Here is an 11,681-nt window from a genome sequence, read left to right as displayed (position 1 = left end):
GCCGGCCGGCCAGGAGAACCCGGCGACGCCCGTCTCCGGCGTCCTGGACGTCGGCGACAAGCACGCGTTCGTCCGGACGTCCGGCTATCTGGCCGGGCCCGCCGACGCGTATCTCTCCCTCGCGCAGGTCCGCAGGTACGGACTGCGTCCCGGCGACCGGATCGAAGGCACGGCCCGCCGCCCGCGACCGGACGACAGGCGTCAGAAGTTCCAGGCCCTCGTCCGCGTCGACACCGTGAACGGGCTGCCGCCGGACACCGCCGCAACGCGGCCGGAATTCGCGAATCTGACACCGCTCCATCCCAGCGAACGCCTGCGCCTGGAGACCGGCGGAAAAGACCTGGCCGGCCGCGTGGTCGACCTGATCGCGCCGATCGGGAAAGGACAGCGCGGGCTCATCGTCGCGCCGCCGAAAGCCGGCAAGACGATGATGCTGAAGGCACTCGCCACGGCCGTTCGCGTCAACCATCCCGAATGCCACCTCATGGTGGTCCTCGTCGACGAACGCCCGGAAGAGGTCACCGACCTGCGGCGGTCCGTCGACGCCGAGATCGTCCACTCGACGTTCGACCGGCCCGCCGCCGAGCACGTCGCCGTGGCCGAACTCGCGATCGAGCGCGCCAAGCGGCTCGTCGAACTCGGACAGGACGTCGTCGTCATCCTCGACTCGATCACCCGGCTGGGGCGGGCCTACAACCTCGGCGCCTCCGCCGGCAGCCGCATCCTCGCCGGCGGCGTCGCCACGACGGCGATCCACCCGCCGCGCCGGTTCCTCGGCGCGGCCCGCAACATCGAGGAGGGCGGTTCGCTGACCATCCTCGCGTCCGTGCTGGTCGAGACCGGCTCCCGCATGGACGACGTCTTCTTCGAGGAGTTCAAGGGGACCGGCAACATGGAGCTGCGGCTCAGCCGCGAGCTCGCCGACAAGCGGATCTTCCCCGCCGTCGAGGTCACCGGCTCGAGCACCCGCCGGGACGACCTGCTGCTGTCGCCTGCGGAGCTCGAGGTCGCCGGCCGGCTGCGCCGCGTCCTGCACGCGCTCGGCCCTCAGGAGGCCGCCGAGCTCCTCATCGGCAAGCTGCGCGACACGGCCTCCAACGCCGAGCTGAGCAGAGTCGTCCTGACCGCCACCCGCTGAGGACCGCCGCTCCACGCCTCGGAGGGCGGCGGGTCACGGGCGCAGGGCCAGCCGGAGCGCGAACCCGAGGAACGCCGTGCCGGCGACCCGGTCGAGCACCCGTCCCACCCTCGGCGGCCGCAGGACCCGCCCCAGACGGTCCGCCAGCGCGACCAGCAGCGCGCACCAGAGGACCCCCTCGGTGACGTGCACGCCCGTCAGCAGGAGGCTCCACGGCAGGACGGGCGCGCCCGCCGGCACGAACTGCGGCAGCAGCGACAGGTAGAAGACCCCGACCTTCGGGTTGAGCGCGTTGGTCAGCAGCCCGGTGAGGAACCGGTTCCGGCCGGAGGCGCCGGCCGCCTCACCCGCCCGGCCACGACGCAGCAACAGCCCCGCCCCCAGATACAGCAGGTAGGCGGCGCCCACCCAGCGCAGCACGGTGTACAGCGTGTGCGAGGCCGCGAGCACCGCGGTCAGGCCCAGGCCGGCCGCGGCGCCCCACCACAGGCAGCCCACCTGGATGCCGAGCGCGGCGACCAGCGCGGCGCGGCGGCCCTGCGCGATCGCGGTCCGCAGCACGAGGAGCGAGTCCGGTCCGGGGACCAGTGTGAGCAGCGCCGCGACTCCGGCGAACGTCAGCAGCGTCATCACTCAACCGTCACGCTCTTGGCCAGGTTGCGAGGCTTGTCGACGTCGTGGCCCAGCGCCACGGCGGCGTGGTAGGCCAGCAACTGCAGCGGGATCGTCAACAGGATCGGGTCGAGTTCGGGCTCGTTCTTCGGAACGACGATCGCGTGGTCGCCGAGGCCGCGGTGCCCGACCGTCAGCACGCGGCCGCGCCGGGCGCGGATCTCCTCGATCGTCGACAGGTTCTTGTCCAGCAGTTCGTCGTCCGGCACGACGGCGACGGCGGGCAGCTCCGGGCTGACCAGGGCGAGCGGGCCGTGCTTCAGCTCGCTGGCCGGGTACGCCTCGGCGTGCACGTAGGAGACCTCCTTGAGCTTCTGCGCGCCCTCCCGGGCGACCGGCCAGCCGCGCACCCGCCCGACGAACAGCATGCTGCGGTACGCGGCGAACTCCCGCGCGAGCCCGGCGATGCGGTCCTCCTGCTCGAGGACCTTCTCGATCTGCGCGGGCAGGGCCCGCAGGCCCTCGGCGATCCGGCGCCCGTCGGCGGGGGACAGGTCGTGGATGCGCCCCAGGTGCAGCGCGATCAGCGCGAAGACCACGGCCGTCGAGGTGTACGCCTTGGTCGAGGCCACCGCGATCTCCGGGCCGGCGTGCAGGTAGACGCCGCCGTCGCACTCGCGGGCGATCGCGCTGCCGACGGCGTTCACGACGCCCAGGACCCGGCCGCCCTTGCGTCTCAGCTCCTGCACGGCGGCGAGGGTGTCGTACGTCTCGCCGGACTGGCTGACCGCGACGTAGAGGGTGTCGGCCTCGACCACCGGGTTGCGGTAGCGGAACTCCGAGGCGGGCTCGGCGTCGGCCGGGATCCGGGCGAGCTCCTCGATGAGCTGGGCCCCGACCTGCCCGGCGTAGTACGCGGAGCCGCAGCCGAGGATCTTCACCCGGCGGATCTCCCGTGCCTCGCGCGGGTCGAGGTTCAGGCCGCCCAGGTGCGCGGTGTGGAAGCGCAGGTCCAGGCGGCCGCGCAGCGCCCGCTCGACGGCGGCGGGCTGTTCGTGGATCTCCTTGCGCATGAAGTGCCCGTAGCCCTCGGCGTCGTACGCGGCCTCCTCGGCCTCGATCAGGGAGGGCTCCTTGCGGGTGGCGCGCCGGTCCAGCGTCGAGGTGCGGAACCCGTCGGCCCGTACGGTCGCCAGCTCCCCGTCGTCGAGGTGCACGACCTGCCGCGTGTAGCGCACCAGCGCGGCGACGTCGGAGGCGGCGAACATCTCCTTCTCCCCGATGCCCAGCACGACCGGGCTGCCGTTGCGCGCGACGACCAGAGTCTCGGGGTGGCGGGCGTCCACGACGGCGATGCCGTACGTCCCGACGACCCGCGACAGCGCCTCCCGTACGGCGTCCTCCAGTTCGGCCTCGCCGGAGCGGGCGATCAGGTGGGGGAGCACCTCGCTGTCGGTCTCGGAGGCCAGGACGACGCCATCGGCGGTCAGCTCGGCGCGCAGCTCGTCGGCGTTCTCGATGATGCCGTTGTGCACCACGGCGATCGTCCCGGCGACGTGCGGGTGGGCGTTCGGCTCGCTCGGCTCGCCGTGGGTGGCCCAGCGGGTGTGCCCGATGCCCGGCGCGCCCTTGAACCGGGCGGGCAGGCCCGCCGCCAGCTCGCCGACGCGTACTTTGGCCTTGCGCACGCGCAGGTCACCCGAGCGGCCGAGCACGGCGAGACCTGCCGAGTCGTAGCCCCGGTACTCCAGGCGGGCCAGCCCCTCCGTCAGGATCGGGACGGCGTCCCGCGGGCCGACGTAGGCCACGATTCCGCACATCAGGTCTCCTTCATCCGTAGACGATGCGGCGGAGCTGGCGCAGCGAGAGCTCCGGGGGAGCGACGCGCCGCGACGGCAGCTCGGCGGCGATGCGTTCGAAGATCCGGTCGTTGGTCAGCCCGGCCGCCTTCAGCTCGGCGTGCCGCCGGCGGACGAAGTCCTCGGCGGGCTCGGCGAAGTAGGCGAGCACGTCGGCGACGACCCGCGCCGCCTCGCCGGGGGTCAGCGGCGATGTGCGGCTGAGGTGGGCGACGAGCTCGTCATGGGGGTGATCGGGCACGATCGCCGATGATTCCGGGCGAAGGATGAGAAAAGCAAGAATCCTGCCCGGAATCGGGCAGGATCGACGCGTGCTCGGATGTCCGAAGTCCCCCTCGGGGGCGGGATGCCCGGTCGGCGGTGGAGAGGTCAGCCCAGTGTCGTGGTCGCCGTGCGAAGGTCCTCCAGGGCGGCCAGCGCATGGGGTGCGAGCCCTCTGCCGTCATCGCGATCGGCCTCGGACCACTGGGCATAGCCTCGCTTGAAAGCGAGGACCCCCAGCTCGGCCGCGAGGTGCGCGGTCGGATCGGGGACGCCGCGGGCGACGAGCGCGGCCGTCATGGCGCTCGCGAGACCGACGCTTTTCAGCGCGTCCCGTTCCTGCAGCTCGGTGCTGGCCGCCACGGCCGCCCTGAGCCGGGGGCCGAGCTCGCGGTTCACCGGTCCCATTTCGCCCGATGCGCGCAGGAGACCGGCGGCGACCGCCTCGAGCGGGCTGGCGCCGGCGGGCGCCTCGGCGATCCCCTCGGCCAGGAGCCGACTCAAGGTCTCCTGGCCGGCCACCAGGACCTCGCGTTTGTCGGAGAAGTGCCGGAAGAAAGTACTCCTGGTGACTCCGGCGCGCTCGGCGATCTGCGCCACCGTCGTGGCGTCGTACCCCTGCTCGGTGAAGAGATCCACGGCGGCGACGACCAATCGCTCGCGCGCCCCCGGTTGCCATCGTGCCATGCCGTCACTCTAACAGAGTGATGCGACATGTGTCTCATCACTCTGCTACGGTGATGAGACACAAGTCCCGTCACTCATGGGGAGTCCTTCATGCACGTCTTCGTCACCGGCGGCACCGGCACCATCGGATCCGCCGTCGTCGCCGAACTGCTCGGCAATGGCCACACCGTTCTCGCGCTGGCCCGCTCGGACCGCTCCGAGCAGGCCCTCAAGGACGCCGGCGCCGAGGTGCTGCGCGGCGAACTGGCCGACCTCGACGTCCTGCGGGCCGGCGTCGCGCAGTCCGACGGCGTCATCTCCCTGGCGTTCGGACGCGACTACGGCGACCCCGACGCGCTCGCGGCGGCCATCACCGAGGAGGGCGCGGCCATGGCCGCGCTGGGGGAGGAGCTCACCGGCAGCGGCCGACCGATCGTCACCGTCTCCGGGACGCCCTGGGTACCGGGCCGCGCCTCCACCGAGGCCGATCCGCTGCCGACCGACGGGCCGGTGGGCGGTCGCGGCCGCTCGGTCAACGCGCTGCTGGAGCTGGCCTCGCGCGGTGTGCGCGCCACGGCGGTCCGCATGCCGCGCACGGTCCACAACGAGGGCAAGGGCGGATTCGCCGGCCTGTTGGCCGATGCGGCGCGCCGCACCGGAGTGGCCGGCTACCCGGGCGACGGCACCCAGCGCTGGCCGGCCGTGCACGCCCTCGACGCGGCGGTCCTGTTCCGGCTGGCTCTCGAATCGGCACCGGCCGGGACGGCCTGGCACGCCGTGGCCGACGAGGGCGACGCGGTGCGCGACATCGCGACGGTCATCGGCCGACGGCTGGGCCTGCCGGTCGAGACGGTGCCGGAGGAGACCTTCGGCCCGTTCGGCCCGATCTTCGCGATGGACCAGCCGGCCTCCAGCGCCCACACCCGCGACGCCCTCGGGTGGCAGCCGACGCACCCCAGCCTGCTGGAGGACCTGGAGAACATCCAGCCCTGAGACCGCCGACCCGGTCCCCCTGGTCGAGCCGAACGGCCGGCCAGGGTCACCCCCTCAACGCTGAAGAGCCCCCGGAACGGCTGCGCCGCAGCTCCTGCGTCGGCCCCGCGTCAGCCCTCGAGGATCCTGTCGTACCGGTACGGCTTGTAGTGGTTGTAGGAGACCGGGTGGGTGCGGTGGTGAGTGCCGCCGTCGCCGGCCTGCTCGTAGACCCGGTAGACGGTGTGCGCCGGGTCGGCCCACCCCTCGAACAGCATCACGTGCCCGGCGTCGCCGGCGCTGCCCGCGCCGAGGAACCCGATCGCGTCGCCGGGCTTGAGGTCGCCCCAGGCGATCGGGTGGACGACCGGGCCCGGGAATCCGGGACCGCCGCGCAGCATGCTGTCGGTGTTGTAGTTGAGCGGCGCGCCGTTCGCGTTCTGGAGGTTCCAGGCCATGGAGATGTATCCGGAGCAGTCGGTGCGCCAGCCGTTCAGGTAGCGGCTCTGGCTGTAGGGCACCGGCCCGCCGTGCCAGGCGGTCAGCCACGTGCGGGCGCGGGCGATCGCGACGCTCCGCTTGGTCGGGACCATCGGCGCCGCCTCGGCCCGTCCCGGCGTGGCGGCGAGCGCCGCGCTCATCATGGGCCGGGGAACGCGCGGATGCGCGTCGGCCAGCGCCGACCCGGTCATGGTCACGGCGGCGAGCAGGCCGCCCAGCACGACGGCGATGACCCGCTGATCCGGATACCTCATCCGTAATCCCTCCTCGATGCGCGGAGATGTCGCTGAACGTGACCGAACGCTAGCGAAAGGTGATCATCCCCGCTCGGATGACGCGCCGCCGGAGCTTTCTTGACCGCTCGTTACAGATACGGCTATCGTCCCGGGCATGGCACGGACGCGGGAGTTCGACACGGAGGCGGTGGTCCGGTCGGCGATGGAGCTGTTCTGGCGCCGCGGCTACGAGGCCACCTCGATCCAGGACCTGGTGGAGGCCACCGGGCTGGGGCGCGGCTCGCTGTACGCGGCGTTCGGCAGCAAGGACGGGCTGTACGAGACGGCCCTCCGGCGCTATGCCGAGATGTCGTCGGCGCGGATGACGGCCCGGCTCGAAAGGGACGTCCCGATCCGCACGGTGCTCCGCGACCTGCTGCTGTCGCTGGTCGACGAGGCGGCCCGGGACGCCGACCGGCGCGGTTGCCTGGTCACGAACACCGCGATCGAGCGGCTCCCGCACGACGCCGTCTCGGGGCGCATCGTCGCCGACGCGCTCGGCGGGGTGCGCGAGTCGATCGCGGCCGCGCTCGGCCGGGCCCGCGACCGTGGTGAGCTGCCCGTGGACGCCGACGTGCCGGGGCTGGCCGACTTCTTCATCACGGCCATCCAGGGGCTGCGCGTCATGGCCAAGGCCGGACCCGACCGGCGGCGGCTGGCCGGCGTCGTCGAAACGGCCCTGGGGGTGCTGCCGTGACGTCGCGGCCGCTCGGCGCCGTTCCCTGCCCGGAATATGTAACGAACAGTCAAGAAAGAGGAGCCGGATCGATGACCGTCGCACTGCTGGGAACCGGGATCATGGGCGCGGCGATGGCCCGCAACCTGCTGGCTCAGGGCATCGACCTGCGGGGCTGGAACCGCACGCGGGCGAAGGCCGAGGCCGTCGACGGGCTGAAGGTCGCCGGCACCCCCGCCGAGGCCGTCGAGGGCGCCACTGTGATCATCACGATGCTGAACGACGGCGAGGCCGTGCGCCAGGCGATGGAACAGGCCGCCCCGGGCCTGCGGAAGGGGCAGATCTGGGCGCAGATGAGCACGGTCGGCCTCGAGCCGCTGGACGATCTCGACCGGATCGCCGAGCGCCACGGCCTCGTCCTCGTCGACGCTCCGGTGCAGGGCAGCCGGCAACCCGCCGAACAGGGCGAGCTCATCGTGCTCGCCTCCGGGCCGGAGAGCGCACGGGAGCCCCTGCGCCCGGTCTTCGACGCGGTCGGGAAGCGGACGCTGTGGCTCGGCCCCGCCGGCGCGGGCAGCCGGCTCAAGCTCGTCACGAACACCTGGGCCCTCACCCTCGTCTCCGGGGTCGGCGAGGCCCTCGCCCTGGCGCGGGCCCTGGAGGTCGACCCGCGGGCGTTCCGTGACGTCGTCGGCGCCGGGCCGATGGACAGCGCGCTGTTCCAGCAGAAGGCCGCGGCCATCATCGCCGGCGACTTCACGCCGACCTTCACCGTGACGAACGCCGAGAAGGACACGCGGCTGATCTGCGCGGCCGGTGCCTCCGCCGGGGCCCGGATGGACGTCATGGAGGCCGCCCGCGACCGCTTCCACCGCGCCGCCCTGGCGGGCCACGCCGAGGAGGACATGGCCGCCGCCTACTTCGCCGGCTTCACGGCCTGACCGTCTCCTGCGCCGGGGATCCTCGTCGTCCCGTCCATGAGGATCCCCGGCACCGACCTTCAGCCGCGGGCGGCCAGGGCCGCGGCGGCGCAGTCGGGGACGCGCTCCGGTCCGTACCGGAACCGGCGCTCAGGTCAGGGCGGCCAAGGCCTGGTCGGCGGCGTCACGGAGGCGGTCCGGGTCCGGGTGGGCGCGGCCGAGCACACGCATCCCCTGCAGCAGCACGAGGAGGAACCGGGCCAGCGCCCGCGGGTCCTTGTCCGCGGGCAGCTCGCCCTGCGCGCGCGCCCTGGTCAGCGCCGAGGTCAGGGCGGTCTCGACCGTGTCCCAGCTCGCGTCGACCCGGCGCGCCGCCTGCGGGTCCCGGCCGGCCAGCTCCACCGCGGTGTTCACGACCATGCACCCCCGCCGGCGCGGATCGGCCGCCGACTCCTCCGCGTAGGCGCGCACCAGCGCCCGTACGGCGGGCAGGACGGGGCCGGGCTGGGACAGCATCTCGACGACATTGAGATCGCGCGTCCGGGCGTACCGCTCGTACGCCTTCAGATAGAGGTCGTGCTTGCCGCCGAAGGTGGCGTAGATGCTGGCCCGCGCGATGCCGAGATGCTCGACCAGGTCGGCCATCGACGTCGCCTCGTATCCGCGCTCCCAGAACAGCTCCATCGCCTTCTGCAGCACGGCGTCCGGATCGAACTCCTTCGTCCTCGCCACGCCCCGGACGCTAGTCGGATCCAGACCGATCGGTCAAATATCGTCCCGGCCGGAGATCTTCATCGCGGCACCGATGAGTTCGTCGGAGTGATGGCGTTACATGGCCAGAACGTCGGTGATCGGCCGACCGGACCCGAGGAGACAAGCACCGTGGAGATGAAGCTCGAACTCATCGTCGTCCCCGTCTCGGACGTCGACCGGGCCAAGGCCTTCTACGCCGAGGAGGCCGGCTTCCGGCTGGACGTCGACTTCAGCGCCGGGGAGGACTTCCGGGTGGTGCAGCTCACGCCGCCCGGTTCCGCCTGCTCGATCGCGCTGATGAAGAACAAGGAGACGGCGGGCGCGGTGCAGGGCCTGCACCTGGTGGTCACCGACATCGACGCCGTGCGCGCCGAACTCACCGGGCGCGGGGTGGAGGTGAGCGAGGTCTTCCACCACGAGGCGGGCGGACCGGTGCCGGGGCACGACGCGGAGGAGCGCGACTACGCGAATTTCGCCTCCTTCAGCGACCCGGACGGCAACGGCTGGCTGCTCCAGCAGGTCCGGGGCGGTGGCGAGGCGTGACCGGGACCATGGAGGTGCGGCAGGACGAGATCGCCGCGGCCGTCGCCGGTGACGAGCCGGCGTTCGCCGCGCTCACCGAGCGGCATCGGCGGGAGCTGCACGTCCACTGCTACCGGATGCTGGCCTCGTTCGACGAGGCGGAGGACGCCGTGCAGGAGACCTTCCTGCGGGCCTGGCGCGGGCGGGAGGGCTTCGACGGCGGCACGCTGTTCCGCGCGTGGCTCTACCGGATCGCGACGAACGTCTGCCTCGACCAGCTCCGGCGCGCCGCCCGCCGGCCGGTGCGCGGAGACACCCTGTCCGAGGTGCCGTGGCTGCAGCCGTACCCGGACGCGCGGCTCGACGCGGCCGCGCCCGCCGACGAGGGACCGGACGCGGTCGTGGTCGAGCGGGAGACGATCGAGCTGGCGTTCGTCGCCGCCCTGCAGGCCCTGCCGCCGCGGCAGCGCGCGGCGTTCCTCGCCCGCGACGTGCTCGGCAGGTCCGCGGCGGAGACGGCGGACCTGCTGGGTACGAGCGTCGCCGCCACCAACAGCGCGCTGCAACGGGCCCGGGCCACCATGCAGCGGCGGCTGCCGGAGCGCCGTACCGAGTGGTCGACCGGGGAGCTGAGCGGTGCCGAGCGTGCGCTGCTCGAACGCTTCATCGACGCGCACGAGCGCTGCGACGCCGCGGCCGCCATCGCCATCGCGGCCGAGGACCTGCGCGTCACGATGCCGCCGTACCCGTACCGCTACGAGGGCCTGGCGGCGGTCGTGCCGCTCCTCGAGCGGGCCTTCGGGGAGGACCGCGAGGGCGACTGGCGTCTCCTCCCGACATCGGCCAACCGGATGCCGACGGCCGCCAGCTACCTGCGGCGGCCGGGCGACTCGGAGTACCGGGCGTTCAAGTTCGACGTCCTGCGCGTCGAGGACGGCCGGATCAGGGAGATCACGACGTTCGGCCCGGAGCTGTTCCCGCGGTTCGGCCTGCCGGCGACCCTCTGACGGCGGGTGGTGCCGCCCGCCGAGCCGGGCGGCACCACCCGGGTCAGACGCCCGGCAGCCGTCGCGGGGAGCGGCGGAGGTAGACCGCCCAGGTCACGGCGGAGCAGAGCACGTAGTAGGCGATGAAGGCGACGTACGCGCCGTCGCCCGTCTTGTAGGTCAGGAACGACTGGCGGAAGGCCAGGTTGACCAGGACGCCGCCGAACGCCCCGATCGCGCCGGCCACGCCGATGAGGGCGCTCGACAGGCGGCGGCCCTCGTCCTCCGTCGGGGCCTTGGCGCGGAAGATGGCGGGGATCATCTTGTACGTCGAGCCGTTCCCGACGCCGCTAAGGACGAACAGCAGCACGAACCCGGTGAGGAACAGCGGCAGCGACCGCTCGGCGGAGGCGGTGAGGACGATCGCGGCGCCGATCCCCATCGCCACGAAGTTCCAGAAGGTGACCCTGGCGCCGCCGAGCCGGTCCGCCGCCCAGCCCCCGACGGGCCGGATCAGCGAGCCCAGCAGCGGGCCGAGGAACGTCAGGTACGCGGCCTTGATCGGCGTGTCGAAGTCCGCCTTGAACTGCACCTGCAGCACCTGGCCGAAGGCGAAGCCGAACCCGATGAAGGATCCGAACGTCCCGACGTACAGCAGTGACATGATCCAGCTGTGCGGGTCCTTCACCACGTCCCGCATGGCCCGTTTGTCGTTGCGCATCCCGGCGAGGTTGTCCATCCGCAGGGCCGCGCCCAGCGCGGCCAGGACGATGAAGGGGATGTAGATCCCGGCGACCAGCCGCGGGTGGTCCCTGCCGGCGGTCGCCAGCACCGCCAGCCCGACCAGCTGGACGACGGCCACGCCGATGTTGCCGCCTCCCGCGTTGATCCCGAGCGCCCATCCCTTGAGCCGCTGCGGATAGAACGCGTTGATGTTGGCCATCGAGGAGGCGAAGTTGCCGCCGCCGACCCCGGCCACGGCCGCGAGGACCAGAAGGGTGGTGAAGGAGACGCCCGGCCTGATCAGGACGGCGGCCGACACCGCCGGGACCAGCAGGAGCGCGGCGCTGAACATCGTCCAGTTACGGCCGCCGAACCTGGCGATCGCGAAGGTGTACGGCAGGCGCAGGGCGGCGCCGAGCGCCGTGGGGACCGTCGTCAGCAGGAACTTCCCGGCGGGGTCGACGTGGTACGCCGGGCCGAGGAACAGCACCAGCACGGACCACAGGCTCCACACCGAGAACCCGATGTGCTCGGAGAAGATCGAGAAGGCGAGGTTGCGCCGGGCGACCCTCGCCCCCGTCTCCTCCCAGAAGGCCGGGTCCTCCGGGCGCCAGTCCGCGATCCACCGGCGGCCGGCCGTGCCGGCGCCGGGTAGGCGTTGTTCGATGGTGGTCATACGGGCTCCTCCTGGCTGGGTGCTGCGCCGACGCTAGGAGCGGCCCGTTTCCTCGGTGTGTGTCGCGTAATGCGGCGGTGATAACTTCCCCGCACCCGTGCCCCGGGGGCGCTGTGAGCCGCACCGCAGGTCAGAGGCCTC

12 protein-coding genes and 1 pseudogene are annotated in these 11,681 nt (G+C 72.7%); 6 read left to right on the top strand and 7 right to left on the bottom strand.

The window, feature by feature from the left end:
• Window positions 1-10: 10 nt before the first annotated feature.
• Window positions 11-1,138 (top strand): annotated as a pseudogene (gene rho / locus NDW01_RS22700) (transcription termination factor Rho); the annotation flags it as partial.
• 33 nt (window positions 1,139-1,171) lie between these two features.
• Here rho and NDW01_RS22695 read toward each other — a convergent pair.
• The 4 genes from NDW01_RS22695 to NDW01_RS22680 all read right to left on the bottom strand — a co-directional run bounded on the left by NDW01_RS22695 (window position 1,172) and on the right by NDW01_RS22680 (window position 4,557).
• Entirely contained in the window at window positions 1,172-1,768 is a 597-nt protein-coding gene (locus NDW01_RS22695) for a LysE family translocator (RefSeq protein WP_252823283.1), read from the bottom strand.
• Window positions 1,768-3,570: a glutamine--fructose-6-phosphate transaminase (isomerizing) gene (gene glmS / locus NDW01_RS22690; RefSeq protein WP_252823282.1), complete on the bottom strand. Its 1,803-nt coding sequence runs from the start codon at window positions 3,568-3,570 to the stop codon at window positions 1,768-1,770. The genes NDW01_RS22695 and glmS overlap by 1 nt, the downstream gene beginning before the upstream one ends.
• Before the next feature lie 10 nt (window positions 3,571-3,580).
• The gene (locus NDW01_RS22685) at window positions 3,581-3,850 is read right to left on the bottom strand and encodes a hypothetical protein (protein ID WP_252781377.1); all 270 of its coding nucleotides are present in this window, start codon (window positions 3,848-3,850) and stop codon (window positions 3,581-3,583) included.
• 128 nt (window positions 3,851-3,978) lie between these two features.
• Window positions 3,979-4,557, bottom strand: coding sequence for a TetR/AcrR family transcriptional regulator (locus tag NDW01_RS22680; protein WP_252823281.1), 579 nt, complete (start codon window positions 4,555-4,557; stop codon window positions 3,979-3,981).
• Window positions 4,558-4,647: 90 nt separating this feature from the next.
• Here NDW01_RS22680 and NDW01_RS22675 point away from each other — a divergent pair, with 90 nt between their 5' ends.
• A complete protein-coding gene (locus NDW01_RS22675; RefSeq protein ID WP_252823280.1) occupies window positions 4,648-5,529 on the top strand; it encodes an SDR family oxidoreductase in 882 nt (293 codons plus the stop codon).
• A 110-nt stretch (window positions 5,530-5,639) separates the two neighbouring features.
• Here the strand turns inward: NDW01_RS22675 and NDW01_RS22670 are convergent, their stop codons facing one another.
• Window positions 5,640-6,263: an NlpC/P60 family protein gene (locus NDW01_RS22670; RefSeq protein ID WP_252823279.1), complete on the bottom strand. Its 624-nt coding sequence runs from the start codon at window positions 6,261-6,263 to the stop codon at window positions 5,640-5,642.
• Between the two features lie 136 nt (window positions 6,264-6,399).
• Between NDW01_RS22670 and NDW01_RS22665 the strand changes: the two genes are divergently transcribed.
• The gene (locus NDW01_RS22665; RefSeq protein ID WP_252823278.1) at window positions 6,400-6,981 is read left to right on the top strand and encodes a TetR/AcrR family transcriptional regulator; all 582 of its coding nucleotides are present in this window, start codon (window positions 6,400-6,402) and stop codon (window positions 6,979-6,981) included.
• Between the two features lie 71 nt (window positions 6,982-7,052).
• Window positions 7,053-7,901, top strand: coding sequence for an NAD(P)-dependent oxidoreductase (locus NDW01_RS22660; RefSeq protein WP_252823277.1), 849 nt, complete (start codon window positions 7,053-7,055; stop codon window positions 7,899-7,901).
• A 129-nt stretch (window positions 7,902-8,030) separates the two neighbouring features.
• Here the strand turns inward: NDW01_RS22660 and NDW01_RS22655 are convergent, their stop codons facing one another.
• Window positions 8,031-8,612: a TetR/AcrR family transcriptional regulator gene (locus NDW01_RS22655; protein ID WP_252781371.1), complete on the bottom strand. Its 582-nt coding sequence runs from the start codon at window positions 8,610-8,612 to the stop codon at window positions 8,031-8,033.
• Window positions 8,613-8,768: 156 nt separating this feature from the next.
• Here NDW01_RS22655 and NDW01_RS22650 point away from each other — a divergent pair, with 156 nt between their 5' ends.
• Both NDW01_RS22650 and NDW01_RS22645 read left to right on the top strand, forming a co-directional pair.
• Window positions 8,769-9,176, top strand: coding sequence for a VOC family protein (locus NDW01_RS22650; RefSeq protein ID WP_252823550.1), 408 nt, complete (start codon window positions 8,769-8,771; stop codon window positions 9,174-9,176).
• Window positions 9,173-10,162: an RNA polymerase subunit sigma-70 gene (locus tag NDW01_RS22645; RefSeq protein WP_252823276.1), complete on the top strand. Its 990-nt coding sequence runs from the start codon at window positions 9,173-9,175 to the stop codon at window positions 10,160-10,162. Before NDW01_RS22650 ends, NDW01_RS22645 begins: the two co-directional genes overlap by 4 nt.
• Window positions 10,163-10,205: 43 nt before the next feature.
• Here the strand turns inward: NDW01_RS22645 and NDW01_RS22640 are convergent, their stop codons facing one another.
• Window positions 10,206-11,540: a nitrate/nitrite transporter gene (locus tag NDW01_RS22640; protein WP_252823275.1), complete on the bottom strand. Its 1,335-nt coding sequence runs from the start codon at window positions 11,538-11,540 to the stop codon at window positions 10,206-10,208.
• Window positions 11,541-11,681 lie beyond the last annotated feature (141 nt).

Origin of the sequence: Actinoallomurus soli, assembly GCF_024055715.1 — a bacterium.
Taxonomy (GTDB): Bacteria; Actinomycetota; Actinomycetes; order Streptosporangiales; family Streptosporangiaceae; genus Actinoallomurus; species Actinoallomurus soli.
Note: the sequence above shows the minus strand (reverse complement) of the source record. Positions and strands in the feature narration are given on the sequence as shown.

Bases quoted from the DNA above. Each gene is read 5' to 3' on its own strand.
- NDW01_RS22695 (WP_252823283.1), bottom strand. From the start codon at position 1,768: ATGACGCTGCTGACGTTCGCCGGAGTCGCGGCGCTGCTCACACTGGTC.
- glmS (WP_252823282.1), bottom strand. From the start codon at position 3,570: ATGTGCGGAATCGTGGCCTACGTCGGCCCGCGGGACGCCGTCCCGATC.
- NDW01_RS22680 (WP_252823281.1), bottom strand. From the start codon at position 4,557: ATGGCACGATGGCAACCGGGGGCGCGCGAGCGATTGGTCGTCGCCGCC.
- NDW01_RS22675 (WP_252823280.1), top strand. From the start codon at position 4,648: ATGCACGTCTTCGTCACCGGCGGCACCGGCACCATCGGATCCGCCGTC.
- NDW01_RS22670 (WP_252823279.1), bottom strand. From the start codon at position 6,263: ATGAGGTATCCGGATCAGCGGGTCATCGCCGTCGTGCTGGGCGGCCTG.
- NDW01_RS22665 (WP_252823278.1), top strand. From the start codon at position 6,400: ATGGCACGGACGCGGGAGTTCGACACGGAGGCGGTGGTCCGGTCGGCG.
- NDW01_RS22660 (WP_252823277.1), top strand. From the start codon at position 7,053: ATGACCGTCGCACTGCTGGGAACCGGGATCATGGGCGCGGCGATGGCC.
- NDW01_RS22650 (WP_252823550.1), top strand. From the start codon at position 8,769: ATGAAGCTCGAACTCATCGTCGTCCCCGTCTCGGACGTCGACCGGGCC.
- NDW01_RS22640 (WP_252823275.1), bottom strand. From the start codon at position 11,540: ATGACCACCATCGAACAACGCCTACCCGGCGCCGGCACGGCCGGCCGC.